The sequence below is a fragment of the Streptomyces sp. NPDC015125 genome, from assembly GCF_043080045.1.
Lineage (GTDB): Bacteria > Actinomycetota > Actinomycetes > Streptomycetales > Streptomycetaceae > Streptomyces.
Map to the genome: position 1 here is coordinate 77418 of NZ_JBIBVF010000025.1, position 17215 is coordinate 94632.

Annotated in this window: 16 protein-coding genes; 4 read left to right on the forward strand and 12 right to left on the reverse strand. The window is 72.6% G+C overall.

Annotation, left to right across the window (positions count from 1 at the left end; translation table 11 throughout):
* Positions 1–41 precede the first annotated feature (41 nt).
* Positions 42–1328 carry an adenylosuccinate synthase gene (locus tag ACF088_RS35020; protein WP_392379914.1) on the reverse strand — a complete coding sequence of 429 codons (1287 nt, stop codon included), beginning with the start codon at positions 1326–1328 and terminating at the stop codon, positions 42–44.
* Between the two features lie 236 nt (positions 1329–1564).
* Here ACF088_RS35020 and ACF088_RS35025 point away from each other — a divergent pair, with 236 nt between their 5' ends.
* Complete coding sequence (locus tag ACF088_RS35025) at positions 1565–2524, forward strand: hypothetical protein (RefSeq protein ID WP_392379915.1); 960 nt, start codon at positions 1565–1567, stop codon at positions 2522–2524.
* 15 nt (positions 2525–2539) lie between these two features.
* Here ACF088_RS35025 and ACF088_RS35030 read toward each other — a convergent pair whose 3' ends face one another.
* Positions 2540–3085, reverse strand: a complete 546-nt coding sequence (locus ACF088_RS35030) for a GbsR/MarR family transcriptional regulator (protein ID WP_392379916.1) — start codon at positions 3083–3085, stop codon at positions 2540–2542.
* Positions 3086–3176: 91 nt separating this feature from the next.
* Here ACF088_RS35030 and ACF088_RS35035 point away from each other — a divergent pair, with 91 nt between their 5' ends.
* The 3 genes from ACF088_RS35035 to ACF088_RS35045 all read left to right on the forward strand — a co-directional run bounded on the left by ACF088_RS35035 (position 3177) and on the right by ACF088_RS35045 (position 6612).
* Complete coding sequence (locus ACF088_RS35035; RefSeq protein ID WP_392379917.1) at positions 3177–4124, forward strand: ATP-binding cassette domain-containing protein; 948 nt, start codon at positions 3177–3179, stop codon at positions 4122–4124.
* Positions 4121–5761 carry an ABC transporter permease gene (locus ACF088_RS35040; RefSeq protein ID WP_392379919.1) on the forward strand — a complete coding sequence of 547 codons (1641 nt, stop codon included), beginning with the start codon at positions 4121–4123 and terminating at the stop codon, positions 5759–5761. The genes ACF088_RS35035 and ACF088_RS35040 overlap by 4 nt, the downstream gene beginning before the upstream one ends.
* Before the next feature lie 386 nt (positions 5762–6147).
* On the forward strand, positions 6148–6612 hold the full coding sequence (locus ACF088_RS35045; protein WP_392379921.1) for a calmodulin-binding protein: 465 nt from the start codon (positions 6148–6150) through the stop codon (positions 6610–6612).
* A gap of 78 nt (positions 6613–6690) precedes the next feature.
* Here ACF088_RS35045 and ACF088_RS35050 read toward each other — a convergent pair whose 3' ends face one another.
* The 10 genes from ACF088_RS35050 to ACF088_RS35095 form a co-directional block, all read right to left on the reverse strand.
* Positions 6691–7347, reverse strand: a complete 657-nt coding sequence (locus ACF088_RS35050) for a response regulator transcription factor (protein WP_088798580.1) — start codon at positions 7345–7347, stop codon at positions 6691–6693.
* Complete coding sequence (locus ACF088_RS35055; protein WP_392380004.1) at positions 7344–8660, reverse strand: sensor histidine kinase; 1317 nt, start codon at positions 8658–8660, stop codon at positions 7344–7346. Before ACF088_RS35055 ends, ACF088_RS35050 begins: the two co-directional genes overlap by 4 nt.
* A gap of 115 nt (positions 8661–8775) precedes the next feature.
* The gene (locus ACF088_RS35060) at positions 8776–9612 is read right to left on the reverse strand and encodes an alpha/beta hydrolase family protein (RefSeq protein ID WP_392379922.1); all 837 of its coding nucleotides are present in this window, start codon (positions 9610–9612) and stop codon (positions 8776–8778) included.
* The gene (gene kynU, locus ACF088_RS35065; protein ID WP_392379924.1) at positions 9609–10916 is read right to left on the reverse strand and encodes a kynureninase; all 1308 of its coding nucleotides are present in this window, start codon (positions 10914–10916) and stop codon (positions 9609–9611) included. Before kynU ends, ACF088_RS35060 begins: the two co-directional genes overlap by 4 nt.
* The gene (locus tag ACF088_RS35070; protein WP_392379926.1) at positions 10909–11817 is read right to left on the reverse strand and encodes a tryptophan 2,3-dioxygenase family protein; all 909 of its coding nucleotides are present in this window, start codon (positions 11815–11817) and stop codon (positions 10909–10911) included. Before ACF088_RS35070 ends, kynU begins: the two co-directional genes overlap by 8 nt.
* Before the next feature lie 280 nt (positions 11818–12097).
* Positions 12098–12511 (reverse strand): DUF3151 domain-containing protein, encoded by a 414-nt coding sequence (locus tag ACF088_RS35075; protein ID WP_392379927.1) that lies wholly within the window; start codon positions 12509–12511, stop codon positions 12098–12100.
* A 226-nt stretch (positions 12512–12737) separates the two neighbouring features.
* Entirely contained in the window at positions 12738–14303 is a 1566-nt protein-coding gene (locus ACF088_RS35080) for an MFS transporter (protein ID WP_392379929.1), read from the reverse strand.
* A gap of 162 nt (positions 14304–14465) precedes the next feature.
* Positions 14466–15488: a class II fructose-bisphosphate aldolase gene (fbaA, locus tag ACF088_RS35085; protein WP_392379930.1), complete on the reverse strand. Its 1023-nt coding sequence runs from the start codon at positions 15486–15488 to the stop codon at positions 14466–14468.
* Positions 15489–15705: 217 nt separating this feature from the next.
* Entirely contained in the window at positions 15706–16248 is a 543-nt protein-coding gene (pyrE, locus tag ACF088_RS35090; protein ID WP_392379932.1) for an orotate phosphoribosyltransferase, read from the reverse strand.
* Between the two features lie 99 nt (positions 16249–16347).
* Positions 16348–17211, reverse strand: coding sequence for an aldose 1-epimerase (locus tag ACF088_RS35095; protein WP_392379934.1), 864 nt, complete (start codon positions 17209–17211; stop codon positions 16348–16350).
* Between the last annotated feature and the right edge of the window lie 4 nt (positions 17212–17215).

The following is a 17215-nucleotide window of genomic DNA, read 5'->3' on the forward strand; positions in this document are numbered from 1 at the left end:
AGGGTCCCTGCAAGGCGTCCCTACGACAGGACCAGGCGTCCCTACGACAGGAACGAGTTGATCTCGATCGTCTCGTCGCGGCCGGGGCCGACGCCGATCGCGGAGATCGGGGCGCCGGACATCTCCTCCAGCGCCTTGACGTAGGCCTGGGCGTTCTTCGGCAGGTCGGAGAAGGACTTCGCCTTGGTGATGTCCTCGGACCAGCCCGGCAGCGTCTCGTAGACCGGCTTCGCGTGGTGGAAGTCGGACTGGCTGTAGGGCAGCTCCTCGACGCGCTTGCCGTCGATCTCGTAGGCCACGCAGACCGGGATCTGCTCCCAGCCGGTGAGTACATCGAGCTTCGTCAGGAAGAAGTCCGTCAGACCGTTCACCCGCGTCGCGTACCGCGCGATGACCGCGTCGAACCAGCCGCAGCGGCGGTCGCGGCCGGTGGTGACACCGCGCTCGCCGCCGATGCGGCGCAGCGCCTCGCCGTCCTCGTCGAACAGCTCGGTCGGGAACGGACCGGCGCCGACGCGCGTCGTATAGGCCTTGAGGATGCCGATGACGCGGTTGATCTTCGTGGGGCCGACGCCGGCACCCGTGCAGGCGCCGCCCGCGGTCGGGTTCGAGGACGTGACGAAGGGGTACGTGCCGTGGTCGATGTCCAGCAGCGTGCCCTGGCCGCCCTCGAAGAGCACGACCTTGTCGTCGTCGAGCGCCTTGTTGAGGATCAGGGTGGTGTCGGCGACATAGCCCTTGATCTTGTCGGCGTAGCCCAGCAGCTCCTCGACGACCTGGCCGGCCTCGATGGCGCGGCGGTTGTAGAGCTTGGTCAGGAGCTGGTTCTTGACCTCCAGGGCCGCCTCGACCTTCTGGACGAGGATCGACTCGTCGTAGAGGTCCTGCACCCGGATGCCGACGCGGTTGATCTTGTCGGCGTAGGTCGGGCCGATGCCGCGCCCGGTGGTGCCGATCTTCCGCTTGCCGAGGAACCGTTCCGTCACCTTGTCGACGGTGATGTTGTACGGCGTGATCAGATGCGCGTTACCGCTGAGCAGCAGCTTGGACGTGTCGACGCCGCGCTCGTTGAGTCCGCTCAGCTCGGAGAGCAGGACCGCAGGGTCGACCACGACACCGTTGCCGATGACCGGGGTGCACCCCGGGGAGAGGATTCCGGAAGGGAGAAGGTGCAGCGCGTACTTCTGGTCGCCGACGACGACCGTGTGGCCGGCATTGTTGCCGCCCTGGTAGCGCACCACATAGTCAACGGACCCACCGAGCAGGTCGGTGGCCTTTCCCTTGCCCTCATCACCCCACTGAGCACCGAGCAGCACAAGTGCGGGCACAGGCGTACACCCCTTCCGGGCGGGGCATGTCCAACGTGCGTGGATGGCGTCGGCGTGCGTGTGCACGCGTACGTCATCGCTGGAGACGTCGGACCGGTGCCCCGGAATAGACGAAGCCCCTGGCGCAATAGCGCAAGGGGCTCTTGCACCGAGATGCTACCTGAGGAAGGACCGAGGTGTCGGCGCAGCCTTCTGGGCACTTTCCCGTGGACTCCGTTCGGGGGTACCCCCTGCTCGTGGTCATCGACCCGGTCGCCCGCAGTACGGACGGTGAGTCCGTACGGATCGCGAAGGATGTCCTGTGCGCGGGCGCGGGGGCGAAGATCTGCCTTCCGGAAGGGCCGGAGGAATTCGCGCGGGCCCTGGCCCGGCGCGGCCACCGGCGGCCGGTGGTGATCGGTGACGACCGGGCGCTGCTGCGGGTGGTGAGCCTGCTGCACAAGGAACGCGAGCTGGCCGCGGTGCCGCTGTCGATGGTCCCGGTGGGCGCTCCGGCCGCCGTCGCGCTCAGCCGCGCGCTGGGCATCCCCACGGACACGGTGGCCGCCGCGCGCGCCGTCCTGGACGGCGGGGAGCGGCCGCGGGACCTGCTCACGGACGACAGCGACGGCATCGTGCTCGGCGGGCTGCGGATCCCCTGCGGGAGCGAGGCGCCCCGGCAGGCCCATGGGGTGTACCTGCCGACCGCCGTCCCCGCGGCGGCCCCCACGGATCCGCGGGATGCCCTGGAGGCACCGGACGGCCCGGAGGCACCGGACGGCCCGGCGGGCGGGCTCGGCGGGCACCGGCCGTGGTGGCGGCCGGCCGCGCGGACCGCCCGTACGGCGCTGGCGCTGCTGGCGGCGCCGGCCGCCGGGCTGGGCGGGCGGCGCGCCCGGGTGCCGGGACAGCGGCTGCGGATCGAGGCGGACGGGGTGCTGCTGGCGGATCTGGACCGGCCGGTGCGCGGGGTGTCGGTGATGCCCGGCGGACGGGCGGGGGCGGACGGGCCGCCGCCCGGGGCCGGTGACGCGCTGGCCGAGGTGGTGGTGCACTGGCCGGGCGGGGGCCGTCCGGTACGGACCCGGGCGCGGGCGGTGACGGTGTCCGGCGCGGACTTCCACTACCGGGCGGATGCGGTGGTCGGCGGGCCGGTCAGGACCCGTACCTGGACCCTGCAGCCGGGGGCCTGGCGGCTCCAGCTGCCTCGGGGGTGAGCGCCGGCCGGCGCCTCAGCGGGCCGCGTTGTCGTATTCGGCCCGCATCTGGTCGCGGTGCTCGCGCCAGCGCTGCAGCATCCCGGCGAGTTCCTTCTGCAGGAACTCGAAGAAGACCAGCGTCTCGCCCACCCTGCGGCCCGCCGGGGAGTCCTCGCCGAGGCTTTCGACGCCCTCGCGCAGGGTGCCCTCCCAGCGGGTGAGGATATTGTCCCGGCGCGCCATGGCCTCGTACCACTGGTCGCTGTGCACGCGGTAGCGGTCGCGACGGGAGCCCGGCTCCCGCTCCCGGCTGACCATGTCGACCTGGGAGAGGTAGCGGATCGCACCGGAGACGGCGGCGGGGCTGACCTGGAGGCGCTCGCCGAGTTCGGCGGAGGTCAGCACGCCGGAATCGGAGGCCAGCAGACAGGCGAAGACGCGGGCGGACATCCGCTGCATACCGGCGTCGACGAGCTGGGCCGCGAACCGCTCGACGAACTGCGAGACCGCCTCGTCGTCGCGCTTGTCCCGGGCCGTCGGCGCGGTCCGGCCTGCGCTCTGCTGTCGCTGCTCGCTCATATCCGCATCATCTCCCCTGATCAGAGCCACTCAGCCAATTATGCGCTTTCTTAACTTCACAAATTTGTGAAACTAGCGTAATTTCCGAAGCATGACCAAGGCAATCTCTCCCGCTCCCGCGGTCCGGGTCGACGGTCTTCGCAAGTCCTTCGGCCGCACCCGCGCACTGGACGGCCTCGACCTGCAGGTCGAGGCCGGTGAGGTACACGGCTTCCTCGGGCCGAACGGCGCCGGGAAGTCCACGACGATCCGCGTCCTGCTCGGCCTGCTGCGCGCCGACGGCGGCACGGCCCGGCTCCTGGGCCAGGACCCCTGGCAGGACGCCGTCGAGCTGCACCGCCGTCTCGCCTACGTCCCCGGCGACGTGACCCTGTGGCGCAATCTCTCCGGCGGCGAGGTCATCGACCTCTTCGGCCGGCTGCGCGGCGGACTGGACGCCGGGCGCCGGGCCGAGCTCCTGGAGCGGTTCGAACTCGACCCCACCAAGAAGGGGCGGACGTACTCCAAGGGCAACCGGCAGAAGGTCGCCCTGGTCGCCGCCTTCGCCTCCGACGTCGACCTGATCGTCCTCGACGAGCCCACCTCCGGGCTGGACCCGCTGATGGAGGAGGTCTTCCAGAACTGCGTGGCCGAGGAGCGCGACCGCGGCCGCACGGTGCTGCTCTCCAGCCATGTGCTGTCGGAGGTCGAGGCGCTCTGCGACCGCATCAGCATCATCCGCAAGGGGCGGACCGTCGAATCCGGCTCGCTGGGAGAGCTGCGGCATCTGACCCGCACCTCGGTCGTCGCCGAACTCGCGGGCCCGCCCGACGGGCTGGCCGTCCTCCCCGGCGTCCACGGCCTGACCTCCGGGCCGATCCGGGGCAGCGGGGGCCACCGCGTCGAGCTCCAGGTCGACACCGACAAGCTCGACGCCGTCCTGCGCTCGCTCACCGCCTCCGGCGTCCGCAGTCTCACCAGCACCCCACCCACCCTGGAAGAGCTCTTTCTGCGCCACTACCAGGACGACACCCGCGGCGCAGCGGCGGTCGCGCGATGACCGCCGTGGCCGCAGCCCTCCCCGCGCCCGCCACCCGCTCCGGTCATCTGGCGGGCACCGGCGCCCTGTTGCGCCTCGCACTGCGCCGCGACCGGGTGATGATCCCGGCCTGGGTACTGGCCCTGGGACTGGCCGTCGCCGCCATGGGCTCGTCCTTCGAGGCGGTCTACGGCACCGCCGCCGAGCGCGCCCGCCTTGCCGTCTCGATGAACGGCAACGGCTCGATGCGCGCGCTGTACGGACCGGTCTTCAGCGACTCCCTCGGCGGCCTGGTCGCCTGGCGGATGGCCGGCTTCGGTGCCGTCCTCGCCGCGGTGATGAGCCTGCTGATCGTCGTCCGGCACACCCGCGAGGAGGAGGAGACGGGCCGTCAGGAGCTGCTCTCCGCCGCCATGGTCGGCCGCCGCGCACCGCTGACCGCGGCCCTGCTGACGGCCGCGCTCGCCAACGCCGGACTCACCGTGCTGATCGCGGGCGGCCTGACCGCCTCCGGCCTGCCGGGCGCCGGCTCCCTCGCGCTCGGCGCCGCCATCGGCAGCGCCGGCCTGCTCTTCGCCGGCCTGGCCGCCATCGCCGCCCAGTTGACCGAGAGCGCGCGACTGGCCAAGGGCCTGACCGGCGCGGCCCTCGGCCTCGCCTTCGCGCTGCGCGCCGCGGGCGATGCCGCAGACCCCGAGGCGACGTCGCCGCTCACCTGGGTCTCACCGATCGGCTGGTCGCAGAACCTCCGGCCGTACGCGGGCGAGCGCTGGTGGATCGTCCTGCTCTTCCTGGCCGCGGCCGCCCTGGCCGTCCTTGCCTCCTACGCCCTGACCGCCCGCCGTGACCTCGGCATGAGCTTTCTGCCGGCCCGCCCCGGACCGGCGCTCGCGTCGCGCTCCCTGAGCGGCCCCTTCGGCCTGGCCTGGCGGCTCCAGCGGGCCACCCTGCTGGGCTGGACGCTCGGCTTCCTGTGCGCCGGCGGGATCTTCGGCGGCATCGCCCGGGGCGCCTCCGATCTGGTCGGCGGCAACCGGCAGACCCGCGAGATCGTCGAGCGGATGGGCGGTCAGCAGGGCCTGACCGATGCCTTCCTGGCCACGATGACCGGCATGCTCGGGATGGTGGCGGCGATCTATGCGGCGGGTGCGGTACTGCGGCTGCGCGGTGAGGAGACCGGGGAGCGCGCGGAGCCGGTGCTGGCCGGTGCGGTGGGGCGGCTGCGCTGGGCGGCCGGCCATCTGGCCTTCGCCTACGCGGGCACCGTCGTCATCCTGGCCGCCGGCGGTCTGGGCCTGGGCCTCGCCTACGGACTCTCGGCCGGCGACCTGGGCGGCGCACCCGGCCCGGTCCTGGCCGCCGCCCTCGCTCAGGTCCCGGCGGTCTGGACGCTCACCGGCCTGGCGGTCCTCGTCTTCGGCCTGCTCCCCGGGGCCGCCGGCGCCGTCTGGGCCCTGGTCGGCGGCTGCCTGGCCATCGGCTGGATCGGCCCCTCCCTCAAGTTCCCCGGGTGGGCCATGGACCTCTCCCCGTACAGCCACCTCCCCAAGCTGCCCGGCACGGATGCCACCGCCGCCCCGTTCGTCTGGCTGCTCGCTCTCTCCGCCGCCCTCGCCCTCCTGGGCCTGGCGGGCCTGCGCCGGCGCGACATCGGCTGATCCCCCGGCGGCCGGCTCGCCCGCAGCCGGCCGCCCCCGCATACGTGCGCCGCCGGAGCTGTAGCGGACTCCGGCGGCGCACTTGCGTGCGTCGTGGCGCCGGGTCGGCGTTCCGCTGGACGGCGCCGAGCCGGCCTTCCGCGGCAGGGCGCCGGGTCGGCCTTCCGCGGTACGACGCCGAGTCGGCGTCCCGCCGTACGGCACAGCGTCGGCGCGCTCTGTCCACACCCTGTGGACAGAGCACAGAAATCTGCCGACGGCCAGTAACTCTTCGCGATTTCACCTGCCCGCGCGTTAACCCGTAGTAACTCTGGAGCAATGTGTGACGCGCCCGTTACTTTCCGTACGCACGGCCGTGACCACGGCCCGCGGCACCGGAGGGGTTCATGCGAGGTATCACCACCAAGGTCGGCATGCTGGCGGCGGCGGCACTGCTCGCCATTGCGGCGGCCGGGCCCGCCCAGGGCAGGCAGGCGAGCGACGCCGCACACCGCACCGGGGCCGAGTCGGCGGCCTACTTCGTGATGACCGACATCACGCACGAGGAATTCGTCATCAAGCTCACCGACCCCCGCAAGATCCAGCACGCCCGGGACCTGCTGAGCGGCGCGTCCTACTCGGAGCCGCATGTCATCGGCCGGATCGAGAAGCGCCCCGCCCCGTACAACTGGCGCTGGAGCTTCCACCTCCGACCGGAGACCATCGACTTCTTCGACTTCGCCGTCGAGGTCTGTGACGCCACCACGCCCTATGTCGAAGAGCATCTGGACGAGGCCGGCGGCCCGTTCCTGCCCGGGCTGGTGTGGTGTCCCTGGACCTCGCGGCTGGTGCGGGAGGTCCCCCAGCCGTAGGGGCCGGCTCGACGGCCGCCGGCCGGGCCCCGCCCGGCCGGCGGCCTTCGCCGTGCGCCCCGCCGAAAGCAGCGGGCCTCAGCCCCCCGGCGTCACCAGCCGCGCCTCGTACGCAAACACCGCCGCCTGGGTGCGGTCGCGCAGCCCCAGCTTCACCAATATCCGGCTGACGTGCGTCTTCACGGTGGATTCGGCCACGACGAGATGCTCGGCGATCTCACCGTTCGAGAGGCCCTGGGCCACCAGCACCAGGACCTCGGTCTCGCGCTCCGTGAGATCGGCGATGCGCTCCTGGGCCGGGGCACGGGGAGTGCCCAGCCGGGAGAACTCGGAGATCAGGCGCTTGGTGACGGTGGGGGCGAGCAGTGCCTCGCCGGAGGCGACGATGCGGACGCCGTCGGCGAGCTGGCCGGCCGAGGCGTCCTTGAGGAGGAAGCCGCTGGCTCCCGAGCGCAGCGCCTGGTAGACGTACTCGTCCAGGTCGAAGGTGGTCAGCACCAGGACCTTGGCATCCGCGTCGGCGGCCACGATCTCGCGGGTCGCCTCCAGGCCGTTCATCTCCGGCATCCGGATGTCCATCAGGACGACATCGGGCTTGAGGACCGCGACCTTGTGCACCGCCTGGCGGCCGTCGACCGCCTCCCCGACGACCTCGATGTCCGGCATGGCGTTGAGCAGGACGGAGAAGCCCTCGCGGACCATCACCTGGTCATCGACGATCAGTACCCGGATCATGCCCTGCCCCCCACCGTGTTCTCGCCCGCCTTGCGTACCACCGGGATGAACGCCGCGACCTCGAAGCCGCCGTCCTCGGTGTGGTCGGCGGTTATCTCGCCGCCCAGCATCTGTACCCGCTCCCGCATGCCCAGCACCCCGTGGCCCGCGCCCGGCGAGGGCTTGGCGAGGCGGCTCGGCGGGCCGTTGACGATCCGTACGCCCAGCCCGCCCAGCACATAGGAGATCTCCACGTGTGCCTCGGCGCCCGGCGAGTGCCGCAGCGCGTTGCTCAGCGCCTCCTGCACGATCCGGTACGCGGACAGCTCCACGCCCTGCGGCAGCGGCCGGGGCGCACCGGTGGTCACCGTCTCGACGGTCAGCCCGGCGCTGCGGACACTGGCGAGCAGCGCGTCCAGGCTGCCGAGCGTCGGCTGCGGGGCCTCCGGATCGCCCTCGGCGAAGGCGTCCGGGTCCGCGGAGCGGACCACCCCCAGGATGCGGCGCAGCTCGGCGAGCGCGGCGACGGCGTTCTCCCGGATCGTCGAGAAGGACGTGGCGAGCTCGGGCGGGGTGTCCTTGACGCGGTAGGGCGCCGCCTCGGCCTGGATGGCGATCACGGACATATGGTGGGCGACGACATCGTGCAGCTCACGGGCGATCAGGGCGCGCTCCTCCAGGAGCGTGCGCCGGGAGCGCTCCTCGGCCGTGACGGTCCGGGTCTCGACGACCTGCCGGCGCTCCTCACGCCAGGCACGGACCGCGGCGGCGGAGACCAGCACCACACCGCAGAAGACCGCGACCGGCGGCAGATCGCCCGGGTCCTTGCCGAGGAGCGCCGTCAGCACGGCCGCCGTGGCGAAGGTGACCAGCCACATCTCGATGGCCAGCCGGGCCCGGGTGCGCAGCACCACGAGGACCATCACGACGAGGTGGGTGGGGAAGGCCGCCGCCCCGACGACGCTGGCGAACGGAGACGAGATGCTCGCGTAGGTGACCGCCGACACCACAAACGCGCCCACCGACAGCCAGTAGGCGCCCACCGGGCGGAAGAGCGTGAGCATCGGCCCCGCGGCGACCAGCCCGCTGAAGCCGGTGACCAGGATGCCGCGCAGCGCGCCGGACCCGGACTCGTCGGTGAGGATCGCCAGGAAGACGCACACCGAGAAGAAGCCGACGACGAAGTGCGGCGCCCAGCGCGCCCAGTGCCGCAGCCGCCGCGGCAGGAACGGCACCCACCGGGACACCTTGGCGTCCAGCGGCGGCATCGGACGGAAGGCGAAGGCGTCGACGAACAGGTCCTGGCGCAGCCGGTGCAGCGCGCCTTGGGCCATCCGGGCCTCTGAACGCAGGTCGCTCTGCGTCTGGGTCGTGTCGTTCACGCTGACAACGGTAAGCAACGACGAGCACCGGGGCGTCCCCACCAGTGAGGATCTGCCAAGGTCCGCCTCAAGTACTACAGGTTCGGTGCAGTTGGGCAACGAGTGTGTGACAGCTGGGGTTGCCGGGAGTGACGGGGCCGTAGTGGCCGACGCCGGACAGCTCGTGCAGGTCCGTGGTGCCGGGGCTGTGGGCGGCGTAGCGGCGGGAGAGGTCGAGCGGGACGTCCGGGTCGTCGGTGCCGTGCAGGATCGTGACCGGGACGCCGGCGGGCGGGTGGCACGCCGGGTCGGCCGCGGCGATCCGTTCCGCGAGGCCGGGTCCGTCGCCGAGCAGCTCGGAGACCGCGCCGTTGCTCAGGCCCAGCGCATGGGCGCGGGCGAGGTCGGCGACCGGTGAGACGGCGAGGACGCGACGGACGCGGGTGCCGGGGCGGGCGGCGGCGAGCAGCGCGAGCTGGCCGCCCGCGGAGTGGCCGACCAGCACCGGATCCCCGTCGCCCGGCAGCGCGCGCACCGCCGCCGCAAGGCCCGCCGTGACGTCGCCGAAGGTCTGCGGCGCCCCGCCGCCCGCACCGACCCTGCGGTACTCGGCGAGCGCGACCGGCAGCCCCCGCCCGGCCAGATCGGCGGCGAGCGGCGACAGATGGCGGCGGTCGTAGGCCGCGCGCCAGAAGCCGCCGTGCAGGAGGACGACCAGCGCGGGCCCCGCCGCCGGCGCCCGCGCGCCATCGGCCGCCCGCGGGTTGTCCGCCTCCTGCGCTCCGCCGACCGCCCGTTCGCGATCGGCCGCCCGCGGCACATACAGGTCGACGATCTGGTCCGGATGCGGCCCGTAGGCCACCGTCCGGTCCGGCGCCACCGGGGCCAGCCCCAGCAGCGCCGCCTCCTCGTCCGCCACGCTCACCCGCCGGCCCCGGCCGCCCCGGGCTCGACGTCGGGCAGCGCCCTCAGCACCTCGCCGAGCACCCACGCCGCCCGCTCCGCGTCCGCGAAGGAGGTGTAGAGCGGGGTGAAACCGAAGCGCAGCACGTCGGGCGGGCGGAAGTCGCCGACCACCCCGCGCCGGATCAGCTCGTCCATCACCTCTTCCGCGGGGGAACACTCCAGCGACACCTGGCTGCCGCGCCGCTGGTGGTCGTACGGCGTGACGGAGCGGGCCCGGCCCGCCGGTACGTAGGCGTTCACGCACTCCAGGAAGAAGTCGGTCAGGGCGAGGCTCTTGGTGCGTACGGCCTCGATGGACACCCCGTCCCAGACCTCCAGCGCCGCCTCCAGCGCGAGCAGCGACAGGATGTCGGGGGTGCCGACCCGGCCGCGCGCGATGCCCTCGGCGGGGGCGTATGCCGGGTCCATGGCGAATGGATCGCTGTGCGAGTTCCAGCCCGGCAGCGGCGATTCGAACCGCTCCTGGAGGCTTTCGCGGATGTAGAGGTAGGCGGGCGAACCCGGGCCGCCGTTGAGGTACTTGTACGTGCAGCCCACGGCGAGGTCGACGTGGTGCGCGTCGAGGCCGACCGGCAGCGCTCCGGCGCTGTGGCACAGGTCCCAGACGGCGAGCGCGCCCGCGGAGTGCAGCGCGTGGGTGATGCCGGGCAGGTCGTTGAGCCGGCCGGTGCGGTAGTCGACGTGGTTGACCAGCGCCAGCGCGGTCCGCTCGGTGACCTCGTCGGCGATCCGCGCGGGCTCGACCGGGCGCACCGCGAGGCCGGTCATCCGGGCCGCGGACCGGGCGATATAGCCGTCGGTCGGGAAGGTCGTGGCATCGACGAGGATCTCCGTACAGCCCTTGCCGGCCATCCGGACGCCGCCCACCACGGCCTTGAAGAGGTTGACGCTGGTCGAGTCGCCGACCACCACCCGGCCCGGTGCCGCTCCGATCAGCGGCGCGATCTTGTCGCCGACCCGCTCGGGCGCGGTCCACCAGCCGGACTCGGTCCAGGACCGGATGCGCAGCTCGCCCCACTCGCGGGCGATGACATCGGCGATCCGGCCGGGCACCGTACGGGGCAGCGCACCGAGGGAGTTGCCGTCCAGGTAGACCCCGGCATCGCCGGAGGCATGATCGGGCGCGGCGTCGAGGACGAAGCGGTCGCGGATCGCGGCGAGCGGGTCGGCGGCGTCCCACTCCGCGGCACGCGCGGCCTGTTCACGGGCGCCGGAAGGCTCCTGGAGGCCGGCGTGGTCGGGGTATTCCGGGGTCTCAGACATGGCTGCGCGCCGTCCACAGCTCCGGGAAGACGTTCTTTCGGGCCCGCTTCTCCAGCCAGGCCACCCCCGCGGAACCACCGGTGCCCATCTTCGCTCCCATGGCCCGCCGGGTCGCGACCAGATGGTCGTTGCGCCAGCGCCAGACCAGCTCGGCCACATCGGTCAGCGCCTCGCCGAGCCGGACGAGGTCGGACTCCTGCGACCCGGCGTAGATCCCGGCCCAGACGGCCTCGACGGCCGGGTCGGCCTCGTAGCGCAGCGCGGGGTCCCGCCGGAGGACGGCCTCGGGCACGGCGTGGCCGCGGCGGGCGAGCAGCCGCAGCACCTCGTCCCACAGGCTCGGCTCCTGGAGGGCCTTCTCCAGTTCGGCGTGCTCCCGCGAGGCGCCGCGGTGCGGCACCAGCATCGATGCGGACTTCTCACCGAGCAGGAACTCCAGCCGCCGGTACATGGCGGACTGGAAGCCGGAGCCCTCGCCCAGCGCGCTGCGGTAGGCGTTGAACTGCGCCGGGGTCAGCCGGGCGAGCGGTTTCCAGGCGGCGTTCAGCGCCTCCAGCTCGTAGGTGGAGCGGCGCAGCGCCTCCTCTGCCACCGTCAGGTCGTCGCGGCGCAGCGCCTCGGCGGCGGTGCTCCACTCGTGGACGATGACCGTGAACCACAGCTCCATGACCTGGGTGGTGACCAGGAAGACCATCTCGCCGGGGTCGTCGGAGAGCGGGTGCTGCAGGTGGGTGAGGAGATCCGCCTGGACGTAGTCCTCGTACGGGGTGGTGCTGCTGCTGCCGATGCTGAGATCCGGGGCGAACGGCGGGTCGGGCTCGGCGGCGCCGACCGGTGCGGGACCCGCTGCGGGTGCGGTCGACGCGCTGTCCACGGGGTCGATGGGAGACGGCTGCGACATGAGGGACTCCTCAAGTGCGAACTACCGGGTAGCGGTCCGCCCCTTCCTCGTCGGCTCGGGAGCCCCGGTCCCCTCGGGCGCGGGATGACCCGGCCCACTGGAAATCATCCGTGCTGGACAGCGACCGCGCAAGGGCCGACCGCGATCATGCGGCCGGCCCGTTGATCTTGCCCGGCGCTCCCCGGCGGGAGAGCTACTGCGGTTCCCCGCAAGGAAACCTGACGGCGGCCCCTCGGGTGCCGTCAGGTGCCGTCAGGTGCCTCAGGCGCCGTCAGGTGCCTCAGGTGAGGGTGTCGGCCGCGGTCGGCGAGGAGTCCCGCAAGAAGGTCGAGCAGCGCTCGTACTCCGCCTCCTCACCGATCGACTGGGCGGCGCGGGCGAGGGCGTGCAGCGCCCGCAGGAAGCCGCGGTTGGGCTCGTGCTCGAAGGGCACCGGGCCGTGGCCCTTCCAGCCGGCCCGGCGCAGCGCGTCCAGGCCGCGGTGGTAGCCGGTGCGGGCGTAGGCGTACGACTCCACGACCCGGCCTTGTTCGAAGGCGTCGTCCGCGAGCTGGGCCCAGGCCAGGGAGGAGGTCGGGTACTTCGCGGCGACATCGGACGGCGCCGTGCCCGAGGCGAGCAGCTCGCGGGGTTCCGGGTCGTCGGGCAGATGGGTCGGGGGCGGTCCCCCGAGCAGATTCTCGTGAATGGCCATGGTTCCCAGTCTGCCTGGTCGCCGGGGCGGGGCGGGCGGCGGCCGGGATCTTGTGCCCCGGGTGGCAGGGCGGGACGGAAGGCGGAGGCGGGCCGGAGGCCCGGGCGGAAGCCTGGGCGGAAGCCTGGGCGGAGGCCCGGGCGGAAGCCTGGGCGGAAGCCTGGGCGGAAGCCTGGGCGGAAGCCTGGGCGGAGGCCCGGGCGGATACGGCCGGAGGCCCGGGCTCCTAGCTTTCCTCGGCCGGCCGGCCCGGCCCCCCGTGGTCCGGCAGCCGCTCCGCCCTCCGGACCGTGGTCTCGCCCGGATCCAGCGGCGGTGCGCTCACCCCGCAGTGGTAGGTCGTCTCCGCCCGGCACGGCTCCTCGGCCCCCGCTGCGGCGCGCAGCACGTTGCTGCGTACGGTCAGCACGGCGATCAGCGCGCCGATCACCAGGATGCCCGCGCACAACGGCATGGCCCGCTTGAACGCCGCGCCGAATGCGTCCGCCGAGCGGTAGGCCTCCGGGCCGATGCCCGCCAGCAGCGGAAGTGCGGCCACCGCCATCAGGCTCGCGGCCCGCGCCGCCGCATTGTTGATACCGCTGGCCAGGCCCGCCCGGTCCACGTCCACCGACGCCAGCACGGTCGAGGTGAGCGGCGCGACCAGCGTCACCATCCCCGCGCCCAGCACCACCAGCGCGGGCAGCACATCGGCGAAGTACGAGGCGCCCCGGCCCGCCCGCGTCATCAGCAGCATCCCCGCGGCGCACAGCAGCGGTCCGACGGTGAGCGGAATGCGCGGTCCGATGCGCTGCCCCAGCTGGCCCGAGCGGGCGGACAGCAGCAGCATCAGCACGGTGGTGGGCAGCAACGCGGTACCGGCCTGCAGCGCCGAGTACCCCACCACGACCTGGAGCTGGAGCACGGCCAGGAAGAAGAAGCCGCCGAACGCGGCGTACACGCACACCGTCACGGCATTGACGGCCGAGAACAGCCGGATGCCGAAGATCGCCGGGGGCAGCATCGGATCCTTCCGCCGCCGCTCGACATGGACGAAGAGCACCCCGAGCAGCACCCCGGCCACCGCCGGAACGATCACGCCGGGCCCGGCGCCCCCGGTCGGGGCGGCGATCAGTGCATAGGTCACCCCGGCCAGCGCCAGCGCCCCCAGCATCGCGCCCAGTACATCGAAGCCGCGGCGCTCGCGGGCGTCCCGCTCCCGGGTCTCGGGGACGTGCCGCAGCGCCACCGGTACGCACACCGCCGCCAGCGGCACGTTCAGGAAGAACACCCAGCGCCAGCCGGCCCCGTCCACCAGCCAGCCGCCGATGAACGGGCCGACCGCCGCGGCCACGCCGCCGAGCCCCGACCAGGAGCCGACCGCCCGCGCCCGGTCGTCGGGGTGGAAGACGGCCTGGATCAGGGCCAGCGAGCCGGGGGTGAGCAGCGCCCCGCCGACGCCTTGCAGCGCCCGGGCCGCGACCAACACCCCGGCGTCGGGCGCCAGCCCGCACAACAGCGAGGCCGCGGCGAACCACACCACACCGATCACGAACACCCGGCGCCGGCCGAAGCGGTCACCGAGGGCACCGCCCAGCAGGATCAGCGAGGAGAGGGTGAGCATGTAGGCGGTGACGGTCCACTGGAGGACCGCCAGATCCGCGTTGAGGTCCTCGCCGATCCTGGGCAGCGCCACATTGACGACGGTGCTGTCGAGCATGGCCATGCCGGACCCCAGCACGGCCGTCGTCAGCACCCACCGGCCCTGTGCCGAGGCCAGCCGGACCCCGCCGGGCGCACTCGGTTCACTCATACCGCGAGCATGCCCGTATCCACGCCCGCTCGCCCGCCCTGAGCACACGGCATGCGCCGGGTCCGGGCACGCCGAAGGCTCCGCATCACACCGAAGGCTCCGCATCACGGCGGATGCGGAGCCCTGGTGCGCAGCGGGACCGGCCGTGCGGGCCGACCGCGCTTACTTGATCTTGGTGCCCGTGGAGCGCAGGTTCTCGCAGGCCTGGGTGACGCGCTGCGCCATCCCGGCCTCGGCCAGCTTGCCCCAGCTGCGCGGGTCGTAGGCCTTCTTGTTGCCGACCTCGCCGTCGACCTTCAGCACACCGTCGTAGTTACGGAACATGTGGTCCGCGACGGGGCGGGTGAAGGCGTACTGGGTGTCGGTGTCCAGGTTCATCTTGACCACGCCGTTCTCCAGCGCGGTGGCGATCTCCTCCGGGGTGGAGCCGGAGCCGCCGTGGAAGACGAAGTCGAACGGGGCGGTCTTGCCGTACTTGGCGCCGACGCCCTCCTGCAGGTCCTTGAGCAGCTCGGGGCGGAGCACGACGTTGCCCGGCTTGTAGACGCCGTGGACATTGCCGAAGGAGGCGGCGAGCAGGTAGCGGCCCTTGTCGCCCAGGCCCAGCGCCTCGGCGGTGCGCAGCGCGTCGTCGACCGTGGTGTAGAGCTCGTCGTTGATCTCGTGGGTGACGCCGTCCTCCTCGCCACCGGTCGGGGTGATCTCGACCTCAAGGATGATCTTGGCGGCGGCGGCCTTGGCGAGCAGCTCCTGACCGATGGCCAGGTTGTCGGCCAGGTTCTCGGCCGAGCCGTCCCACATGTGGGACTGGAACAGCGGGTTCTGGCCCTTGGCCACGCGCTCCGCGGAGATGTCCAGCAGCGGGCGGACATAGCCGTCGAGCTTGTCCTTGGGGCAGTGGTCGGTGTGCAGCGCGACGGTGATGTCGTACTTCTCGGCCACGACGTGCGCGAACTCGGCGAGCGCGACCGCGCCGGTCACCATGTCCTTGTTGTACTGGCCGCCCAGGAACTCCGCACCACCGGTGGAGATCTGGATGATGCCGTCGCTCTGAGCCTCGGCGAACCCACGCAGCGCGGCGTGCAGCGTCTGCGTCGAGGTGACGTTGATGGCCGGGTAGGCGAACTTTCCTGCCTTCGCCCGGTCAAGCATCTCGTTGTAGACCTCGGGGGTTGCGATGGGCATCTGTCCGCTCCTTCAGGTGTGCGGGTGTGCTTTCTTGGCCCTGACCAGGGGGCGAGGACTTCGCCGAGCACATCTTCCCAGACTCGGCGGATTGCTCCACATCCCGCGCCCGGCCGTCCCGCAGTGTGGGCGGCCGGTTTCACGTGAAACCAGCCGCCCCTCGGTAAAGCCGCAGTTCAGCGCGCTTCTGCCGGATTTCGCGCGGCCTCGGCCGCGGTCAGCTCAGGCCGAGGTCGCCGAGCTGGTAGCCGGTGAGGTAAGGGACTCCGGCCTCCGCGATCGCGGACGCGGCACCCCGGTCGACGATCGTTGCCACCGCAACGACCTCGGCGCCCGCCTCGCGCGCCGCCTCGACGGCGGTCAACGGGGAACCGCCGGTGGTGGAGGTGTCCTCGACGACCAGAACCCGGCGGCCCTTGAGGTCCGGACCCTCGATACGGCGCTGCATACCGTGCGCCTTCTGCGCCTTGCGGACCACGAACGCGTCCAGCCGGCCGCCGCGGGCGGCGGAGGCGTGCAGCATCGAGGTCGCGACCGGGTCGGCACCGAGCGTCAGCCCGCCGACCGCGTCGTAGTCCAGATCGGCGGTGATCTCCAGCATCAGCTGTCCGACCAGCGGCGCGGCCTCGCCGTCCAGGGTGATCCGGCGCAGGTCGATGTAGTAGTCGGCCTCCTTGCCGGAGGAAAGCGTCACCTTGCCGTGCACCACGGCCTTGTCCTTGATCTGCTGCAGCAGCTCGCCGCGCACGTCGTCACTCATGCGCACGAGCTTAAGGGCTGTCCCGTCGCCCCCGGCAGCCGCACATAGCCCCGCGACAGGCGCACGCAACGCCGCGGCAGACACGCACGACGACGGCCCTCAGCCGGTGTCCTGCGACAGGCTCCGCCAGCTCCAGGTCGTGGAGATCTCCAGCGGGTCGATGGGCGTGACCAGGCGCGGCACGGTGTTGAGACCGTTCGGCGGGCCGGACTGCGGCTCGACGCAGACCGCGGCCTCCTGCTCGTCGTAGACCACGACCCACTCGGCGCGACTGCTGACCGTCAGCTCCAGCCGGCCCGGCCAGGTGAGGGTGGCCTCGACCCCTTGCGGCATCCCGAAGCAGTCGTCCCAGGGCCCTGGCTGCGGCGTGATCCGCCGGCCGGTCGGGAGGTGGTCGTCGCCCCGCTCCTCCTGCCACTCGGGGGTGAAGTCGAGGCGTACGTCCTCGCCTCCCTCGCCGAGGTTCCGCAGGAACCAGGGGTGCCATCCGGCCTGCGCGGGGAAGGAGTCGGCGGTCGCCTCGACACCCATGGTGAGGGTGAGCGAGCCGCCGTCCGCGGCCAGCTCGACGAGCTGGGTCACCCGCCCCGGGTACGGCCAGGGCGCCGCCGGATCGGCGAGGTCGTAGGTGAAGACCGCCTCCGTGGCACTCGAACGCGCGGTCCGCCAGCGGAGGTTGCGGCCGGTGCCGTGGATGGCATGCGGCGCGGCATTGAGGGGCAGCTGATGCCGCTCCGCCCCGTTGCGGAACTGCCCGTGTGCGATCCGGCCGCACCACGGAACCATCGGGAAGCAGCCGTACTTGGCGCCCTGCCGCAGCAGCTCCGTACCGCCCACCCGCAGGCCGGCGATCCGGCAGCCGTTGTCCGGGTGGACGGTCAGTTCGGTGTCTCCGGCGGCCAGCCGTACGCCTGGTGACGCCTGCTCCGGCGCCGCGTTCTGCGTGGTGTTGTCGCTACTCACGGGA

Excerpts from the sequence above, each read along its gene's own strand:
- ACF088_RS35030 (WP_392379916.1), bottom strand. The coding sequence starts at position 3,085 with ATGAGCGAGCAGCGACAGCAGAGCGCAGGCCGGACCGCGCCGACGGCC.
- ACF088_RS35035 (WP_392379917.1), top strand. The coding sequence starts at position 3,177 with ATGACCAAGGCAATCTCTCCCGCTCCCGCGGTCCGGGTCGACGGTCTT.
- ACF088_RS35040 (WP_392379919.1), top strand. The coding sequence starts at position 4,121 with ATGACCGCCGTGGCCGCAGCCCTCCCCGCGCCCGCCACCCGCTCCGGT.
- ACF088_RS35045 (WP_392379921.1), top strand. The coding sequence starts at position 6,148 with ATGCGAGGTATCACCACCAAGGTCGGCATGCTGGCGGCGGCGGCACTG.
- ACF088_RS35050 (WP_088798580.1), bottom strand. The coding sequence starts at position 7,347 with ATGATCCGGGTACTGATCGTCGATGACCAGGTGATGGTCCGCGAGGGC.
- ACF088_RS35055 (WP_392380004.1), bottom strand. The coding sequence starts at position 8,660 with ATGGCCCAAGGCGCGCTGCACCGGCTGCGCCAGGACCTGTTCGTCGAC.
- kynU (WP_392379924.1), bottom strand. The coding sequence starts at position 10,916 with ATGTCTGAGACCCCGGAATACCCCGACCACGCCGGCCTCCAGGAGCCT.
- ACF088_RS35070 (WP_392379926.1), bottom strand. The coding sequence starts at position 11,817 with ATGTCGCAGCCGTCTCCCATCGACCCCGTGGACAGCGCGTCGACCGCA.
- ACF088_RS35075 (WP_392379927.1), bottom strand. The coding sequence starts at position 12,511 with ATGGCCATTCACGAGAATCTGCTCGGGGGACCGCCCCCGACCCATCTG.
- ACF088_RS35080 (WP_392379929.1), bottom strand. The coding sequence starts at position 14,303 with ATGAGTGAACCGAGTGCGCCCGGCGGGGTCCGGCTGGCCTCGGCACAG.
- fbaA (WP_392379930.1), bottom strand. The coding sequence starts at position 15,488 with ATGCCCATCGCAACCCCCGAGGTCTACAACGAGATGCTTGACCGGGCG.
- pyrE (WP_392379932.1), bottom strand. The coding sequence starts at position 16,248 with ATGAGTGACGACGTGCGCGGCGAGCTGCTGCAGCAGATCAAGGACAAG.